The organism is Virgibacillus kekensis, assembly GCF_042654125.1.
GTDB classification, from domain to species: domain Bacteria; phylum Bacillota; class Bacilli; order Bacillales; family Amphibacillaceae; genus Lentibacillus; species Lentibacillus kekensis.
In genome coordinates this window covers 195,352-213,719 of record NZ_JBHSFU010000015.1, presented here as the reverse complement: position 1 = coordinate 213,719, position 18,368 = coordinate 195,352, and the positions used below count along the sequence as shown (strand labels likewise).

General features: G+C 41.3%; 17 protein-coding genes and 1 riboswitch. Of the genes, 4 read left to right on the top strand and 13 right to left on the bottom strand.

Annotated elements, in window-relative coordinates; genetic code table 11:
* Positions 1-228: 228 nt before the first annotated feature.
* Positions 229-477: a hypothetical protein gene (locus tag ACFO3D_RS18865; protein ID WP_390299941.1), complete on the top strand. Its 249-nt coding sequence runs from the start codon at positions 229-231 to the stop codon at positions 475-477.
* Between the two features lie 342 nt (positions 478-819).
* On the opposite strand, the gene ACFO3D_RS18860 is transcribed toward ACFO3D_RS18865, so the two are convergent.
* The 6 genes from ACFO3D_RS18860 to ACFO3D_RS18835 all read right to left on the bottom strand — a co-directional run bounded on the left by ACFO3D_RS18860 (position 820) and on the right by ACFO3D_RS18835 (position 9,365).
* Positions 820-2,280, bottom strand: a complete 1,461-nt coding sequence (locus ACFO3D_RS18860) for a CoA-acylating methylmalonate-semialdehyde dehydrogenase (protein ID WP_390299938.1) — start codon at positions 2,278-2,280, stop codon at positions 820-822.
* A 138-nt stretch (positions 2,281-2,418) separates the two neighbouring features.
* Positions 2,419-3,930 carry a sodium:solute symporter family protein gene (locus ACFO3D_RS18855; RefSeq protein WP_390299935.1) on the bottom strand — a complete coding sequence of 504 codons (1,512 nt, stop codon included), beginning with the start codon at positions 3,928-3,930 and terminating at the stop codon, positions 2,419-2,421.
* A gap of 398 nt (positions 3,931-4,328) precedes the next feature.
* A complete protein-coding gene (locus ACFO3D_RS18850; RefSeq protein ID WP_390299932.1) occupies positions 4,329-5,699 on the bottom strand; it encodes an LLM class flavin-dependent oxidoreductase in 1,371 nt (456 codons plus the stop codon).
* Positions 5,700-5,746: 47 nt separating this feature from the next.
* Entirely contained in the window at positions 5,747-6,412 is a 666-nt protein-coding gene (locus ACFO3D_RS18845; RefSeq protein ID WP_390299929.1) for a carboxymuconolactone decarboxylase family protein, read from the bottom strand.
* A gap of 149 nt (positions 6,413-6,561) precedes the next feature.
* A riboswitch (SAM riboswitch) is annotated at positions 6,562-6,666 on the bottom strand.
* 193 nt (positions 6,667-6,859) lie between these two features.
* Positions 6,860-7,552 carry an OmpA family protein gene (locus ACFO3D_RS18840; RefSeq protein WP_390299926.1) on the bottom strand — a complete coding sequence of 231 codons (693 nt, stop codon included), beginning with the start codon at positions 7,550-7,552 and terminating at the stop codon, positions 6,860-6,862.
* Entirely contained in the window at positions 7,542-9,365 is a 1,824-nt protein-coding gene (locus ACFO3D_RS18835) for a MotA/TolQ/ExbB proton channel family protein (RefSeq protein WP_390299923.1), read from the bottom strand. Before ACFO3D_RS18835 ends, ACFO3D_RS18840 begins: the two co-directional genes overlap by 11 nt.
* A gap of 167 nt (positions 9,366-9,532) precedes the next feature.
* On the opposite strand from ACFO3D_RS18835, the gene ACFO3D_RS18830 reads away from it, so the two are divergent.
* Positions 9,533-9,988 (top strand): hypothetical protein, encoded by a 456-nt coding sequence (locus ACFO3D_RS18830; RefSeq protein ID WP_390299919.1) that lies wholly within the window; start codon positions 9,533-9,535, stop codon positions 9,986-9,988.
* Between the two features lie 136 nt (positions 9,989-10,124).
* Here ACFO3D_RS18830 and ACFO3D_RS18825 read toward each other — a convergent pair whose 3' ends face one another.
* Positions 10,125-10,793: a DUF2268 domain-containing putative Zn-dependent protease gene (locus ACFO3D_RS18825; protein WP_390299916.1), complete on the bottom strand. Its 669-nt coding sequence runs from the start codon at positions 10,791-10,793 to the stop codon at positions 10,125-10,127.
* A gap of 556 nt (positions 10,794-11,349) precedes the next feature.
* Between ACFO3D_RS18825 and ACFO3D_RS18820 the strand changes: the two genes are divergently transcribed.
* Complete coding sequence (locus ACFO3D_RS18820) at positions 11,350-12,108, top strand: DUF6612 family protein (protein WP_390299913.1); 759 nt, start codon at positions 11,350-11,352, stop codon at positions 12,106-12,108.
* 39 nt (positions 12,109-12,147) lie between these two features.
* Positions 12,148-12,288 carry a hypothetical protein gene (locus ACFO3D_RS18815; RefSeq protein ID WP_390299911.1) on the top strand — a complete coding sequence of 47 codons (141 nt, stop codon included), beginning with the start codon at positions 12,148-12,150 and terminating at the stop codon, positions 12,286-12,288.
* A 78-nt stretch (positions 12,289-12,366) separates the two neighbouring features.
* On the opposite strand, the gene ACFO3D_RS18810 is transcribed toward ACFO3D_RS18815, so the two are convergent.
* The 6 genes from ACFO3D_RS18810 to ACFO3D_RS18785 all read right to left on the bottom strand — a co-directional run bounded on the left by ACFO3D_RS18810 (position 12,367) and on the right by ACFO3D_RS18785 (position 18,297).
* The gene (locus ACFO3D_RS18810) at positions 12,367-12,963 is read right to left on the bottom strand and encodes a flavin reductase family protein (protein ID WP_390299908.1); all 597 of its coding nucleotides are present in this window, start codon (positions 12,961-12,963) and stop codon (positions 12,367-12,369) included.
* 12 nt (positions 12,964-12,975) lie between these two features.
* Positions 12,976-14,352: a hypothetical protein gene (locus ACFO3D_RS18805; RefSeq protein WP_390299904.1), complete on the bottom strand. Its 1,377-nt coding sequence runs from the start codon at positions 14,350-14,352 to the stop codon at positions 12,976-12,978.
* Positions 14,345-15,043, bottom strand: a complete 699-nt coding sequence (locus tag ACFO3D_RS18800) for an ABC transporter ATP-binding protein (RefSeq protein ID WP_390299901.1) — start codon at positions 15,041-15,043, stop codon at positions 14,345-14,347. Before ACFO3D_RS18800 ends, ACFO3D_RS18805 begins: the two co-directional genes overlap by 8 nt.
* A 40-nt stretch (positions 15,044-15,083) precedes the next feature.
* Positions 15,084-15,620 (bottom strand): GNAT family N-acetyltransferase, encoded by a 537-nt coding sequence (locus ACFO3D_RS18795; RefSeq protein WP_390299898.1) that lies wholly within the window; start codon positions 15,618-15,620, stop codon positions 15,084-15,086.
* A gap of 85 nt (positions 15,621-15,705) precedes the next feature.
* Positions 15,706-16,281, bottom strand: a complete 576-nt coding sequence (locus ACFO3D_RS18790) for a GNAT family N-acetyltransferase (protein ID WP_390299895.1) — start codon at positions 16,279-16,281, stop codon at positions 15,706-15,708.
* Positions 16,282-16,338: 57 nt separating this feature from the next.
* Entirely contained in the window at positions 16,339-18,297 is a 1,959-nt protein-coding gene (locus tag ACFO3D_RS18785) for a GTP-binding protein (RefSeq protein WP_390299892.1), read from the bottom strand.
* Positions 18,298-18,368 lie beyond the last annotated feature (71 nt).

Here is an 18,368-nt window from a genome sequence, read left to right as displayed (position 1 = left end):
TTTAGTTGGGTCAATTTAAATATGCACTTTTTTAGATTTTCAATAGTTTTTATTTTCATGGGAGTTCAATAAGAATCTTCGTTTTTTTACACACATTATTCTAAATATTCATAAAATACTATGCAATATACCATATATATGTTATACTTAATATATTAAGAATACAATTGTTGGGAACCTTTTTGACTTTCCTTAGTCTTCTTCCATCATTAAGGAGGAGACACTAAAATGTCAAAAGAAAGTCTAATAAAAATGCTTGAAACTCTTTGTCAGTACAACGATGTTGAAATTACACATACATTTAGCTCTAATGAACAACCAGTAATGACAGTACGATGCTTAAAACTTACAAGGACTATAGAGATAACCAATTTTAAAAACAATACGGTCAAATTATTTGATAATATTGAAGAATCAGCGGAAGCCCTACAACTTTTAATAAATGAAAATACGATTGATTTAACCTCTTACTCTTAAGAGGTTTTTTGTTACTCGTTTTTTGTCAAATGCCACATAAAAGTTCTCATACTCATCTTAAACTAACCTGCCACGTAGTTGAAGAACTTAATTTTCAAAATCTTTAACTATATTTTACCATATAATGAAATTATTATTTGATTTTTCTCAATATAATTGGGAATTGAAAAGTAAAATAACAAATAAAATAGCACCCTTATCCGCACGACGACAGTTTTTTGTCAAGGCGCTATAAGGGCGCCAATTGCTATGCTATTTTTGTTTATTTTTTTCTAAATCATTAATAAATCAATGAACTAAACTACTTGTGTTTATAGTCCAAACAGGCCTGCAAGTTAAACTCTACACCCAGCGAGTAGTTATGACCTTTTGCCGTGTATAGAAGTTGATTCCATCCTTTCCATTGGCATGAAGGTCCCCATAAAAGGAATCTTTCCAGCCGGAGAATGGGAAAAATGCCATCGGAGCAGGCACTCCTATGTTCACGCCGAGCATTCCCGCATCGATTGTTTCGCGGAACTGCCGGACTGCGCCTCCATCCTTGGTAAAAATACAGGCTCCATTTGCAAAACGTGATTGATTGGTTAACTCCACTGCCGCATTAAGGTCCTTAACTCTTGCAATAGAGAGTACTGGTGCAAATATCTCATCCTGCCAGATTTCCATATCCGCTGTAACGTTATCGAAAATAGTAGGCCCGACAAAATAGCCGTCACGCTTAGTATCCTCATCAATTCGGCCATCACGAACTAGGTTCGCTCCTTCTTTTTCACCTGTTTCTATATAATCTAATGTTCGCTCTTTATGTGCCTCGCGGATAACCGGTCCAAGGAATACATCTTCACCTAATCCATTTCCTATCCTAATTTCATTAGCCTTTTCGATAAGCAGATCAATGAAACGATCCGCTATGGATTCTTCGACAGCTACTACAGATGCAGCCATGCACCGTTCACCAGCAGACCCGAATGCAGCATTTGTAATCTGCGTTGCCGCGTTTTGTAAATTAGCATCACTTAATACAATTGAATGGTTTTTAGCTCCGGAAAGTGCCTGAACACGTTTTAGGTTATCCGTTCCTTTTTTGTAAACATATTCAGCTACTGGCTGAGAACCCACAAATGAGATAGCCGCTACTTTTTTATGTTCCAATAACCCATTTACAACGTCGTGCGCTCCGTGAACAATATTGAAGACACCTTTTGGTAATCCTGCTTCCTCGAGAAGTTCGGCCAAACGATTTGCCAATAATGGTGTGCGTTCGGAAGGTTTAAGTACAAACGTGTTCCCAGTCGCGATTGCCAGCGGGAACATCCAGCACGGGACCATCATTGGAAAGTTGAATGGTGTGATTCCACCGACAACTCCGATTGGGTATCGATAAACCCCTGATTCAAGTCCTTCCGCAATGGACGGAAGTTGCTCTCCCATCGTTAAAGACGGGGCGCCTGCAGCAAATTCAACGTTTTCAATCCCTCGTTGAACTTCGCCTTTTGCTTCTTTAAGGCTTTTGCCATTTTCAACCGTTACAATCTCCGCCAGCTCATCCCAATGATCGACGAGTAATTGTTGGTATTTAAACAAAATCCTTGCCCGCTTTGGAACAGGGACCTCCTTCCATTGCTGAAATGACTGGTACGCTGTTTCAACTGCATGGTCAACATCTTCCTGCGATGAAACAGGTACATGGGCAATCACTTCTCCCGTTGCCGGGTTGAATACCTCCTCTGTTTTATCGGAATTGGATTCAATCCATTCTCCACCTACATAGTTTTTTAGTATTTCTATCTTTGTTTGTGTCATTGAAAAACCTCCATCTTAAAATCTACTTCGTAAAATACCATTTCCATAGTGAGAAGCCGATGATAAAAAGAAACCCGATAAATCCGTATAGCCACACGGTAAGCATTGGAGTAACAAAAATGGCATTTCACCCTTTCTCTAATTTATTTTTCGGTGTCTATTTTCTTCTTTTTCCACTACAGGGGTCTTCGCGATTTTTAATGTATTTGCAAGAATAACCATTGCTACAATTCCAATAAGGGTTGCCACTGCACCTGCTGTCATCGTACTGGGGCTTATTCCTCCAAAGTAGATGACCAGATAGGAAAGTAGTCCAATAACCATTGATAGTTCTGCTGCACGTGCAGGAGCTTTTTTCTTACCATAGACAGCGTATAGAATTGGTCCCATCGTTCCTGCAGCCACTCCTGAGATTCCAATCCACATAATGTCCCCCATATAGGCAGGCGGCTGCAAGACAATCAAGAACGCAGAAACACCAATTAATGGTACTGCCATGCGACTGATTTGCAGTGCAATCTTCTGGGCCTTCTGGTCATCAACTTTGACAATCCCCCGTTTTACTAATACTTTTAGAAAAATATCATTGGCAAATACGGTCGATATAGATACAAATAAACCATCCGTTGTTGACATTGCTGCAGCTAGGATGACCACCCCTAATATTGCTACGATAATGGCAGGAAAAGCCCAAGTCGCATACTCCATTAACGCCAGGTCAGCAGCTGCCACGTTATCACCCAGGGCCGCCCTGCTGTATAGCCCTCCGAAAAGAACAACTAGTGAGAATGACGCCGCAACGACATAGGTCAAAATCATTTTCCCCAGATCCTTTTCGCTTTTTAAACCAAGCACTTTGTTAAATAAGTGGGGTGCTGAGGCAAATGCCCATTGGATGATAATTGCACCGAATACAACACCGAAAGAATAGAAATGGGTTGAGTCCGGATTAAATACTTCTATTAAATTAGTATCCCGCTCAGCTAGTTTCTGGGTAATATCCGTAAATGTCGCCGTAATGCTTCCATCCCAGAAAACGATAATTCCCGAAACAAATACAAACGTACCAGCAATAGCCATCATGACAGCTTGGACAGCATCCGTATATATATCGGCAAACGCACCGCCGGCGAAGACATAAAGCACTACTATGGTTGCAATGAATATTAGCCCTCCGGTGTAGGACATATCAAGCAAATATTGAAATATACGGGCACCGGCAACAAATTGTGCTGCAATATAGAAGATATTAAACAGCAGAATCAAACCTGTTCCTACCCGCAAAATATCACTATTGTAAAAGTCACCCAGCCAGTCTGGTAAAGAAAGTGATTTTTGCCCTGTATTTAGTTTTCGTACTCGCTTGGCTACCATTAGCACACCAATTGGTCCACCGCCAATGATTGCTAAAAATAACCATAGATTCGAGAGCCCCCAGGCATGGGACCACCCAGGATATCCAAGAAATGTGGCTGCACTTAAGTAGGTTGCTGCAAAGGACAGACCGAGTACATAAGGCCCCAGGTTTGCCCCGCCTATAGCGAAGTCGCTGACATTTTTTGTTTTTCTGGCACTCATGAATCCTAAGACAAACATGACAACCAAAAATACAATAAATCCTATCCACGTATATAATGTTACAGTACTCATCTCTGTCCCCTTTCCATTTAGTTTGTGGCTATTTCATTAACCACGCGATTGATATGAGCTTCGACATTTGCTGCTGATCGACTGTGCTAAAAACTCACCGGTAATCTCAGGTGCAACTGAGATTACCTATTGTGATGGAACTTCATTCCGTTATGGGCCATATTTTAGCTGTTTAAGCTCTTCATTTGGAACATCATTCCTCTATTGGCTTATTTCATCGTCAATTTCAGTGGATATTGTTCATATAGCGGAACCACGATCCACTTGGCCTCTTTTTGGACACCTTTACACCCCATTAACGGAATGAGGTTCCACTTAGTTGGACTGCCGGGACCTTATTCCGCGATTTCCTAATCCCTTGCGTTAGAATAATCCGATACGCAGTCCTAAAACAACAATCAGGTGCTAACAGTTCCAAGCTTTTTCGCGGGATGATTATCCGGCAATCTGACGTTCCCTTTTCCAAACATGTTCTCCCTTAATGTCCTACCCTCATATTCTTTTCGATAGATTCCTCGCTTCTGGAGTTCAGGGACAACGTAATCCACAAATTCACGGAATGTACCTGGCGAATGTGTCTGCGCGATATTGAAACCATCGACATCGCCTTCTCTCGCCCATTCCTCGATTTTATCTGCGATTTGTTCCGGGGTACCGATAAACTTCACGGTTCCATTACCAAGGCCATGATTTTTAACCGCTTCACGCAATGTCCATTTTTTATTGGGGTCCTTTGCATACATATCCAGGTTTCCTTGGACAGCATCAGTTTCCATGTCCTCGATATACTGATCCGGATCATATCGGGAGAAGTCTATGCCAGTATGGCCAGATAAAAGTGCGGCTGTACCTTCATAGCTGACCTGACTGGTTAAATCTTGATATTTTGCGTATGCTTCTTCCTCCGTTGATCCGATAATCGGTAGTATCATAGGAAAGATAAGTACATCTTCCGGGTTTCTACCCTGTAGTCTAGTACGTTCACGAATATCGGCTGTATATTGCTTCAGTGCATCCAGTGAATGATTTTTTGTGAAAACAGCTTCAGCATGCTTGGCCGCAAAATCTCTTCCTTTTGGAGATGCCCCTGCCTGGAACAAAACTGGTGTCCGCTGAGGAGAAGGCTCCACAAGATGCGGTCCCGGTACGTTAAAGAATTCCCCTTCATGGTTAATCAAATGAACTTTTTCCGGGTCAGCGAATGTATCGTTTTCTTTGTCATAAACCACAGCCTCATCATCCCAGCTGTTCTCCCACAACTTATAAACTACTTCAAGAAATTCATCCGCGCGATCATATCTAAGTTCTTTTGGCATACGGCCGGAAAGTCCCAGGTTCACTGCTTCGCTCTCCAGGTATGATGTCACCACATTCCAGGCGACCCTTCCGCCAGTTAAATGATCTAGCGTCGACAACTGCCGTGCTAAAGCATAGGGCTGGGCATATGTAGCAGAAATGGTTGGTGCAAACCCAAGGCTTTCCGTGGCAGCAGCCATCGCGGATATCGGTATCAGCGGGTCATGGGCTGGTAGCTGCACAGCCCCTTTTGCTGCGGCACGGTGACTGTTTTCATAAACGCTATACGTGCCAAGCACATCAGCGATAAAAAGCGCATCAAACTTACCACGTTCCAGCGTTTGAGCAGCGTCAATCCAATAGGAAAGACTATTATGGTTAACCCCTTCATCTTTCTCATGCTTCCATAAACCAGTTGAATGCGGTGATGGTGAATTCTGGATAAATCCGTTTAAATGAATCTGTTTAGCCATACAGCAGGTCTCCTTTTTTTAGGTGTTTTTTTTACAAGAATGCTATCTTAGTCATCGTAAGCGTTTAATGCGTTGACACTGTGCGCGATAGCCGATCCTGCTTTTAGAGCTACTGCGACAAAGATAGCTTCAGAGATTTCCTCCAGGCTTGCTCCTTCTTTCTTGGCATTCTTGGTATGCAGGTCAATGCAATAGGGACACCCTGTTGTATGTGCAGACGCCACAGCAATTAATTCCTTTTCTTTTACCGTAAGCTTCCCGGCTTTAACTGCCTTCTTGTCAAAATCCAGAAAAGCTGTGAAAGCATCACCATTCAGTCCAGAAAACTCCTTAATCCGGTTGAAGTAGGAAGCTTTATAGAGCTCGTCATCACCTTCCCCGTCAAATGCGTTCAGGGCATTTACTCCGTGAGCGAACGATGAGCCTGCTTTCAATGCGGTCGCTACAAAGATTGCTTCTGACACTTCTTCTTTCGAGGCATCGTTCTTTTTCACATTTCCTACGTGCAATTCGATGCAATAGGGGCACCCAGTGATATGGGCGACCGCAACGGCGATTAATTCCTTGAGTTTAACGGATAGCTTCCCATCGGCTAATGCCTGATCATTAAAGTTGAAAAAAGCTTGGAATGTCTCCGGCGCATAATTCTTCAATTCTGTGATTCTGCTAAAATAAGATTTTTTGTACAGACTATCGTTTTTTGTAACTGTCATTTTCATCTCTCCCTAAATAAATTTAAATACGTACTAAACTTATTACTTTACTTGGTTTAAAACATTACGCTTTCCTGTATTCCAACCTCCCCCCTTAAAAACTAAAAAACCTCTCCCGATGAGGAAGAGGTCAATTTAAAAAAAGCTCCATCTCATCTTTCAAGCGCAATGCTTGCTGGAATTAGCACCTTGTTATAATGACAGGTTGCTGCGGGATCACAGGACCAGTTTCCTCCCCCGACTCTGGATAAGAGTACTATTCAATTTTTATAATTGTACATAATAGTATCGAACACAGAAAAAGCTGTCAAGTAAGAAAAGTGATTTTTTTTCAAACCAGGTAAAAAGGTGGATACAAACGTGTGAATGATTCCTTGCTCGTAATAGTAAACAACTTTGCATACGGAAAAAAGAACCAGCTGTTACTAACCACCTTAATCCTTTCTTCTATTTCGCCAAAATTTCCCTTGTCTTTTCCAGGATCTCTTCATCCTTAAGCCTAAATTTAAATTCCACTCTACGTGAAGCAGCTGCGCTGTATTCACCGGACTCATTGTTGCGAAAGTCGGTGAAAGACTTGCTGTTAACCGTTAGTTTCTCCTGCAGGTGCTTTTGAATATTTTTATACGGAAAATCATCGCTTAAAATATATTCTGCGACGCTGTACGCCCGCTCCTGTGCAAGCTGTAAGTTATATAAATAGCTTCCATCACGGTCGGTGTGGCCTTCGATAATGATTTCAGCTACGTAGTCTTCAAATCCGTTCTGCAGCAAAATGTCCAAATACTTAGGGACAAATTCATTCAAAAACTGATAGGACTCCGGCTTCAGTTCAGATTTATCATAAGCAAACAGTATTTCTGTATTAAAGATGATAGCACCAGTTTTTTCATCCACTTCAATGCCCAGGGATGAATCACTGAACTCCGCCTGCAGCTCATTTACAAGCTTTGCCCTTACACCCATGATTTGATCAATGGTCTTTTTCATTTCTTCAATTTGCAGCGACTTGATAATCATCATCGCAATGAAAATTAGAATAAAACATAACAAAATAATGGTCAGCAGATCGGTAAACGATGGCCAGAAATGTCCTTCGTCCTGTTCCCTTTTGAAAAGCCGCTGGTATTTAGTAGTCATTCTGTCTCAGCCTTACATTATTATTTTCCACCGGGCGGCCAAACTTACCTAATTGCCGGTTCAGCCCTTGTATTTCCCTGTTAAGTTCCTGAAGTGTCTGCTGAATAAAGCGAGAATTATTTTGCTGAAACTCATTGGATAGCCGTCGAATTTCCTGGAATTCGTTCTTGAGTCCTTGATTTGTCCGCTCCACTGATTCGCTGATATTCCTGCCTACGTTATCAAGCTTCCCTCCAAGTGCGCCTTCCAGACCCGCTACATAACTGGAAAGCGTGTTCTTTAAAACCTCAACACTTGCTTCCATCTGATTTTCGCGTTGGTTGAATGTGCTGTTCATCTGAGAAATGGTCTTGTTTATTTCATTGATCAGCTGGTTATTTTGCATTCCGATTCTTTCATACGTGTTGGTCGCCTCATGAATCTTCCGTTCAAATGCCTGTGAATCGTCAGCATGTGTCTTCAAATGATTATTGAAGGTGCGGTTAAAATCCTTCAACTCGTCGAAACGGTCAGACAGCAAATATTTATAGTCGCTTTGCGTCTGATTGATTACTTCGAGCGCCTGTGGCAACTGTCCGATTGGGTCGCCGATCCGGTCAAAGTCCTTGGATAATTCTCCTATGTGCGTAATGATGCCGGTCAGTTTCGTGCTTACATCATTACCAAATATCTGTTTGAATTCCTTGTTGTGTGACTCCATTGTTTTAGCAAGGTCCCCACTTACCTGTGTAAGGCTTTCAAATTTGGTGTGGATGGCTTGCTGCTCTTCCATGATGGAGGATATAAAGTTTTTCAGCTCGGTGACAGAATCCTCGAAATTATTGAGAGTATCCATCTGTACAGACGATACTTCTTTTACTCGCTCAAAGGTATTTTCAAATGCATTAGCCATTCGCTCATTCCTGGTGTCCATCTTCTTAAAATAAGAAAATAACGAATCAAAATTATCATTCAGCTTTGTGGTGGAATCGCCAAATCCATCGGTTACCTCTTTTACATGATGGAACAGCTCCTGGAAGTCCTCCAGGTTGTTGGAAAGCCCCTCGTTAAACTGCGCCAGATCTTTTGCTGACTGCTGCAGACCAGTAGTATACTCCTGAAAACCAGAAAAGGCACTTTCCATTCCTGTCAATGATTTCTGGTTCGTTTCCTCAAGATGCTGAATAGAATTATTGATGGCCTCTGATACCTCAATCAGACGGTTTATCCCCTGCTGTTCATTTTCTTCCAGATTGGATTCGACTTTTAGCATAATATCCGTCAGCATGTATTCGGTATTTAACACCTTCGTAATGACAGTCATGATCAGGGACAGTCCCATACCAGCAATACTGGTGTAAAAAGCAACGTCAATCCCTGACAGTACTGCCGCTACATTCTCCACAAGTTGGCTGCCGGTCGCATTGATGCTTCCCAAAGAAATTGTCAGACCGATAAAAGTTCCGAGTACCCCGATTAAAATAAATATGGACACCGTCATCTGCACCATTTTAATTAGATTCACAACAGGCACGTTGAATACACGCCAACCGGAAAACTTCTCCTGGACGAACGTTTCCGGTTTGATTGATTCTTTTTCCCTGGCCGCTTCGTATTGTTGTTTAAACGTACGCAGTGGTTCAATATCCAATTGATTTGTAGTATCTATGTAATTTCTGATTCGTTTTAGTTTGGTATATAAACCGAAATGAACCAAAAGTGTGAGGAAAAAAGCAGTGAACAAAATCATGAAAATAAGTTCAGTGGTTTGATTCGCCAAAATATCGTTTGCGGTTTGCTCGCTCGTAAACAACTCCAAAATTAACTGCAGCATAAAACACTCCCCCTGCCAGACCAACTTTACTACTAATGCTATTCAGCAAAAGGACAAATCATGCCTGGGACAGGGGGACAGGCACCTTGTCCCAGTTAATGCTCGAATTTTTTTACCTTACAATGGTAAAATAGGTTTAGACTATTACACAAATCCCTGGAGGTACTATGCTTACATTTGAAGAGAAACTTGCCATTATAGAATCATTTCCTGAACTGACGCGGAACGATGTCTCGCTCGGACGGATCAACTTTCATTATGAAGAAAGTGTGAAGGAGAAGAAAATTGTGGTATACCGCCTGCATCCCAACGGAAACGGCTTTGTATATGCAGAACTGATTGATGAGGATTATCCTACCGACTCAAAAGGGATGGTAAACATACGTGGCTATTCGGAAGATGAACTGCGCGAAATAATCAGAAAATCAATCGAATCATTATCGGAAGCTAAGCCGGAGACATGGATAAACGACGAGAATGAAACACTGAGACTCGTTAATGACTTTGACTTGTGGAACATTTATGCTGGTGATATGCTTGATGGCACTTTCGAAACGTACAACAGTGCAATCAATTACCTTGAACAGGAAGGCTTCAGACGTTTGGAAGATAGTGAGAGGTAAGCAAAAGAATTAACAGGCCATACAAATACAAGATATGAAATAACGCTTGGGAATTAGCAAGCGTTATTTGCTTTATATATATCGTTTCAGCTAAATCCTCTTCTTCAATTTTTCGACTCACACTAAAGGGATTTTCTTAAATGATTCGGGAGCTATACGTATCAACCAAGTCTGAAGCCCCAACAGAATAAAGCTTTTCATAATTGTCAATTGGGTGTTTTTCCACGTATTTTTTTACCATTTCATATGCAAACGCATATCCTGCCATATAAGGAATGCCATTATCGAGATCCCCAAAGCAAAATTTGCCCATTTCACTATCATCCGTTATAGCAAATTTGTCTTGAACTTTACTCCAGTATTCTTTTTCAACAGTTTTAGTGAAATCGCTTTTCCACCACCGTTTATCCTTGTATAAACTAAGACTGAAAAACTCTGCTGTTCCTTCCATCTTAAACCATTCACCTAGGGTAAATGTTTCATCAGTAAGATTGTATATTGGGTTGATTGGAGAGGCGTGATGTAATTCATGAGCAATCATATATTTCAGGAAGTCCTCATCAGGTGTTGGGGGAATTGCTATTTGAATGCAGTTAGGACTGTTGGTAAAACCATTCGTCCATATACTACGGTCATGGTTTTCTAACCAGGGAAAAGACAGGGCAGGAACAACAGTAATATTCAGGTTACCAAGCGATAAAAGTTCCCTTACCTCTAAAACTGTATCCTCGATTATGTTTTTCACCTTATCGGTATCCCATTGATAGGATAATGCTTCTTCCTCCTCAAAATCTTTAAATTTCATTAATCGAAAACGTTGTGCAACGTAATGCCATTCCTCCAACCAACTCTTATTATTTATCAGCGGACTAAATTGGGCTGATAAAAAAGATTCAAGTTCATCATTTTGCTGTAGAGCTGCAAAGGCGTTATTTGCTTTATTTCATTCACTGAGACCCCTCCTATTTTATGAAATTATACCATAAATTGAGAATATTTTGTATAAAATATTCTTCTTCGTTTAGATAATGCTACACCTTTTCAAGTTAGTGTAATTGCAAGGTCGAATCATTTCTGTTGGGGATTTGTTTTAAATTTATACGCAAACCTCTATAACCCCTACTTTTTTATGCTTTTCTTGTTGGGATATAATCTATAAACCTTCTTCCCACGTGGGACAGGGTGCCTGTCCCTATGTCCCTTTTTAAAAGAAAATTCTGTGAAACTTTTCATTTAGGTTTTCGTACAGTATGTTATAACATATTTGTATCTTTTTCTTAATTTTTTAATAAAAGTTCGGTTATACCAATTCAGAGAAGGTACAAATCAAATAATTTATACGTATGGAGGTAACAAACTGAATGAAGAAATTTTTATTGGCTACGTTAACGTTGGTAATGCTTACCGTGCTTGCCGCATGCGGTCAAAGTGCAAATAGTAATGGCGGAGAGAGCAACAATTCAAATGGTGAAGCTCCTAAAAAAGAAGAAAAGATAGAAGAATTAACTCCGCAAGAAATTATCACAAAATCCAGTGAAACGATGCAAGATTGGTCAGGAATTCATTATGTAATGGATGGAACTCAGACTATCGATGCTTCAAAAGGCGATCAGAATTTCACGTTCGACCAAACATTTTCTATGGAAACGAAGATGACAATGGATCCTATGACCATGCATATGACCGGTACAATGAAGATGCAAGATCAACAGGCTCCCATTGAAAATTATTATCTGGACAGCACCATGTACACTAAAGCTCCACAGGGCTGGATTGCAATTGAAGGAATGAACCTTGACCAGTTTCAAAAGCAAACACAAGGGCAAGATCCCTCTCAAACGATGAAGCAATTCACTGAAATGCTTGACAAGATTTCTTCTGAAAGTAATACAAAAGATATCATTACCATGGAAGAACAGGATAATATGTATGTAATTACAATGGATCTAAACGAAGAAGCGTCTTCACAAGTAATGGATATTATAAAAGAACAGACGAAGAGCGTTATGCAACAAATTGAGCAAATGGGAATCCCTAACGTAATGGAAAACATGAAAATTAGGGGATTAAAGCAAACTTTCTTTATCGACAAAAAAACCTTTGACCAAAAGAAAATGTAACAACAAATGTTAATGGAGATATCTAAAGACGGTGCAACCATGAAGATTGACATGGATATGAACATGGAAATTAAAGGAAAAGTAGATAAGGAAATCACTATTCCTGAGAATGTTAAGAATAACGCACAAGTAATTACAATGGACCAACTTCAACAAGCACAGCAGTCACAACAACCGTAAATGGAATACAAAAAAGGGGTTGGTCAATAGGCCAAACCCTTACTAATGGGACACGGGGTCAGGCACCCGTGTCCCACTTTACCTGGGCAAACGATGGATATTCGTAATCTCACCGTAATTCCCCGCGAGACGTCCAAGGATTCCTATCTTTTCTATGTCTACCTTATAGTTCCCAAGATAATACTCATCCTTGATATGATAGTGAACAACATTACCAATTACCAGGTGGTCAGAACCTATTTCGAGGATCTGATTGAGCTCAAGTTCAATTGAAATTGGTGCCTCTCCTACCCTTGGAGGTTTCACTGATGTACTTTCAACCGGTGTCAGACCTGCCGTTTTAAATTCGTCCACGTTGCTTGGAACATACTCGGCACTTTTCTGCATTTCATTCCCCAGCGAGGATGGAACCACATTAATGACAAATTCCTTCTGCAACTTGATATTAGCAAGCGTATCTTTTACGGTACCTTCACGTTCCTCTGTTCCTGCACCAATCGAAATACAAAGCGCCGGTGGTTGGCGTGAAGCAACTGTAAAAAAGCTGTAAGGCGCTAAATTATTTTCACCCTGAGCGCTTGTCGTTGATACCCATGCGATTGGACGGGGGATAACAGATCCGGTCAGGAGTTTATACGCCTGTTTAGACTCAATACTACGGAGATCTAAGTTCATTTTTTCCTCTCCTTAATTTAATAGATTAACCTGTGGCTTCTTCAGTAATAACATTACTACCCCTATCACTGCCAGGGAAACAACCGGCTGAAAATAGCTTATAACTATTAAAGCGAGAAATATTACATTTAGTCCCTCCCGCAACTGAGTGAATTGGGGTTTTTTTGCCAGAAGAATAACAGCTTTATCCATTTTGACATGATATGTATATAATAATACCGCAATCACAAATAGCAATTGAAAGGGTGCCCAGAAATTCCAATTAATGATGAAGTACACCAACACAGGTATAATTACCAGTCCACCGCCTATGGTCATCCATTTAAAAAATATACGTTTATAACGCTGCAGGTCCCACGGGAGCACCTCAACAACATCCATACTGAACCTATTATGAAACAAATTGGCGCAAAGGGAGCTATAAATATATATACCAATTGCCATGCCAACGAAATAAAGCCATCCCTCCAAAAATTGAAATACGACCAGCATAAGCATGATAGCTCCAATCACCTGAGCAATTACACCAAGGTTTTTGTTGAAATACAACTGCCACAACCGGTGATATATTGCGTCTGTAGTAGTAAAATCTCGCTTTCTTCTAGCAGAATTCCGGAAAATACTATAACTCTTTTTCTTTTTAAATTTCGTTTTCGACGCGGCTGAGACAACCATCATGTTCCAGATTTGATAATTACTGATATCCGTAACCTTATCCCATTTAACTCCCCTAAACAACCGAGGAATTAGGACGATATGCGCTAGAATTAAAATTACTAGAAGTATCGGGCCTCCACCAAACAAAGCCGCAGCAATACAACTTACTATGAAAAGCAGCAACCAGCCGGCCTTTATCAGGAATTGCTGTTGATAAAGTTTCCACTGGGGCACGGTCATGACAAGCTCGTATATAGCGAAAAGTGCAAGATATGAGATTATCAATTTACCTGATATAGGTGTCACTAAAATCAATAGCGTACCAATGACTCCCAATGTCAGCAGCAGTCTTAACATCTTTTCAACCAAAACAAATGTCCAGATTTTTCCTCTTCGGAATGGAAGCAGTCCTAACTGAAATTCAGAGGTGGAAAACAACAGTCCTGGTTGCCGGAAAGAACTAAATACGTATCTGATCGGCAGCACACTTAACAATACCGAGTAACCTATGCTTGCATTCTTTTCCACCATAGAAAAATATGGTTCAAGCTCCTGAATGATATCTCCGGTAACGAACATGGTTATACCTAAGTAACCTAGTAATGCTACTGTATAAATAGCTGTCGTCAGGTCAAAAACCAATGCAGCCACTTGCTTATAGATCTTTAGCTTCTTGTGAAAACGGGCCTTGCGAATAAACAAAAATGCATGAAGGTCAGCTGTCTTATTCATCATACGTTCTCCGTCTGATTGTCTTCAGGTTTTCTATTGGCCCCTGGTCCAAAATCTCCCCGTGCTGCAGCATAATATATGTATCAGCCAGATTCTTTACCCGTCCCAGCTGGTGGGTTGTCAGTAGTATCGCCGTACCGTTGCGAGCCTTTTCTTTTATCAGGTCCTCGAGGTAATCCATCGCATAAACATCCAGCCCCATAAAGGGCTCATCTATTAAGAGTAATGGCGTCTCCGGCAGCAATGCGCAGATTGTCTGTACTTTTTGCCGCATTCCTTTCGATAAGGATTCCGGATATTCGTTTAGTTTATCTGCCACTTCGAACCCTGTTGTATAGGTTTTTGTTTTTTCTTTTAGAGTTACCTCGTCTACCCCATAACTCGTCGCATACAATTGAAAATGCTGCATGACGGTTAACTCTGACAGCAATATCGGCTCTTCCGGCAGGTAGGAAATTTGTTTTTTATAGGTTAAAAAATTGTTATCCAGCGTGGCTGCTTCGTTGATGATAATTTCACCATTAGCCTTTTCGAGTTCTCCTAAGATAGTTTTTATCATGGTCGATTTCCCCGCGCCATTATGGCCCACGAGAGCAGCGATGGATGACTTATCCAAAGAAAAAGAAATATCGCGAAGCAATGTAGTCCCACCTAATTGCGTCTCAACGTCTTTCAGTTCTAATATTTTCATAGAGACCCCTCCCTTACCGCTGGGACAGGGGGTCAGACCCTTATGTCCCACTTATGTATTCCTCTCTCAAAATCCCCATATGTAAGATGTCATGCCATTTTCCATTGCGGAACAGACTTTCACGGCTTTTGCCTTCCTCTATGAAGCCCAGCTTTTTGTATAAATGGATCGCTTTTTCGTTAAAAGAAAAAACTTTAAGTGAGATTCGGTGCAGATTTAGCTCCTGAAACGCATAATGAAGAAGCAATTCTAGCGCCTCCCTGCCATATCCTCTGCCCCAGTATTCTTTCTCGCCTATGTCAATAATGCATTCAGCATTCCGATTTTTGAGATCCACATTAATAAGCGAAGTTATACCTATTACAGTTCCACTCTCTTTCTCCATGATGATATAACTCTTAGAAGACGAAGAACCTATCAGGACATTCTCAACAAACTGCCTTGTCTCCTCCTTCGAATAAAGGTCAAGTGCAGGATTGGTAGATTCCATGACGTCCATATCGTTCCGCCACTTGTGATACTGCTCCGTATCGTCTTTTTCCACTTTCCGCAACCGGAGTCTTTTTGATTGGAACATACTACACAACCTCCAACTGATAAGTTGTTATAATATACGGGATTCTGACCTGGAAAGTTTCCTTTTACTAGATCAAGGTGACCTATTAAGTTAATAGTCGCATTTCGACAAAACTATGTTTCAAAGCTTTATACTCTCTGTCCAAAATTCCCATCAAAACGTCGGTTTCATAGATACCCTCGATAAGGGCTCCCTCTCTTTCAAATCCCTCCTGAATAAATCCGCATTTCTCATAACACTTTATCGCTCGCTTATTATACTCAAGAACTCGTAAGTCGACCCGATGAAGACCAAGTTCTTCAAAAGCATATTGAAGAACCATCTGTGTAATTTCCGTACCTAACCCTTTTCCCCAGACATTCGGGTCAAACAACCCAACAGCGTATCTAGCACGATTGTCAGAATTATTCACAGTTAGTCTTGCCTGACCAACCATTCTCCCCTCATATTCAACACACCATTCCAGTTCATTTTCCCTGATTTTCTGGATGAATTTTTGTGCTTTTTCAATTGTCTTAGGGCTTATTTTCTTAGTATTCCCGCCATACATATGGATGAGTTCCCGACTAGTTTCCACATTTAAATAATCTATAACATCACTCTCTACAGGTTTTCTTAGCAAAACATTTGGTCCATTAATTGCAGGTGAAACATTTTTCATAAAACCAACCCCTTTTATTGAAAATAAATCGGGACACGGTGCCTGTCCCCATGTCCCTTACTTCTTCTCCACGTGCATGGCTTCCTCCGCTTCATCCCAGGGAACTTTGTAGCCCTTTCCTTTCGTGCAAAATATGGACGTGGAAGTGTATTCCGGGTCAGCATTTTTATCATAATCTATCTTACTAATCACATCATCTTCATTATGACATCGGTCGTATCCCTCAAACCGGAGACTCATAACCCCCTTGCCATGTGTAAATGATACTAATTCCATATTGTAGTTTTTAAACGTGGCCACAGGTGCTTTCCCGGTAATGATTGCTTTATCCCCAACAGTTTCAGGTGGGTTGAAAGTTCCGTGTGCTTTCTCTACATCGGCCAGCACCCTTCCCATCGAGTCCAAATCCACTTTTATCTTAAAATTATAAAAGGGTTCGAGTACGATATTCTGCGCCTTTTCAATCCCCTGCCTTATCGCGCGGTACGTAGCTTCCCGAAAATCTCCGCCAGACGTATGCTTGTTGTGCGCTCGACCAGTCAGCAAGGTTATTTTTACATCCGTGAGCGGTGATCCTGTCAGCAATCCGTGGTGGTGCCGCTCAAAAATATGATGCATGATCAAATTTTGATGGCCAATAGACAGATTATTCGTATGACATACATTCTCAAATGTAATGCCGCTGCCTCTTTCTCCAGGTTCTAATTTCAAATGGACTTCCGCATAATGCTTGAGTGGCTCGAAATGTCCATATCCGTTAACAGCCGTATCAATTGTCTCCATGTAAAGAATCTCTGGTTCTGCAAATTCCACCTTGAATCCGAAGCGATCGTTAACGACTTGTTCAAGTACTTCTAGCTGAATAGCTCCCATCACATGGATATATATCGTTTGAAATACCTCATCCCAGACAACCTGAAGAGATGGATCCTCTGCGTCCAACTGTCTGAAGGAATGCAGTACTTCTTTTACCGGCATTGAAGAATTGAAAAGAACCTTAGATTTCAGAGTGGGAACCATTTCGTAACTAGAACTTTCCTTGAATTCTCCAACACCCTCGCCTATGGAAGCTTCCGATAGCCCTACCACCGCAAACAATTCTCCCGCTTCCACACGGTCTACCTGTTCATACTCGCTGCCGTTGTATAGCCGCAGCTGGTTCACTTTTTCCGATTTTCTGCTTTCTTCAGCCCCGTAAGTGACTATATCGCGAACAGACAGAGCACCATTTGTGCACTTCATATATGTGACCCGGCTCCCGCTCTCGTCGTAGCGTATTTTGTGAACCAGCCCGGCGAACAGTCCTTTCTCGTCATATGATGTTTCAGTCAGCTCATCTACTTTTTCAAAAAAATCGAGAACGCCTATGTCTTTAAGTGCCGAACCTGAAGAACTCACTGACAGTCTATTTTCGCGGATCATCCGTTTCATCGTCTGCAACCATAACTCGCCGTCATATCCGGTGTCCATATATCGATTGAGCAGTGTTTCATCCCGCTCGGCAAGAAACTCTATTAAATCCTCATTCATATCTCCTTCGGTAAGCGATGCGGTCACATCACAGACATCTCCGGTTAGATTGGCCTGGATTTCTTCAAGTACTCGCTCCGGATCCGCTCCTTCACGGTCCGTTTTATTAATAAAGAAAAACACTGGAACCTGATGCTTCTGCAGTAATTGCCAGACAGTCTCCGTATGGCCTTCCACCCCTTCAACAGCACTGAGAATCACGATAGCGTAGTCCATTACCTGGATTGCCCGCTCCATTTCCGGTGAAAAATCCGCATGACCAGGCGTATCAATCAAATAGTAGGTTGGACCGTTATAGGAGAACTTAGCCTGATCAGCAAAAACCGTGATTCCCCGTTCCTTCTCTATTTGATGGCTATCCAAAAAAGCATCCTGGTTATCCACCCGTCCCCTCTGCCGAATGCTTTTCGTATGATATAGAAGTTGTTCCGCAAAAGTCGTTTTCCCAGCATCCACATGCGCTAAAATTCCAATAGTTTTATTCATAGCTTCCCCCGGTTAAAACATAAGTATATAATTATTATATCAGGGACAGGGGGTCAGTGTTAGTGTCCCAG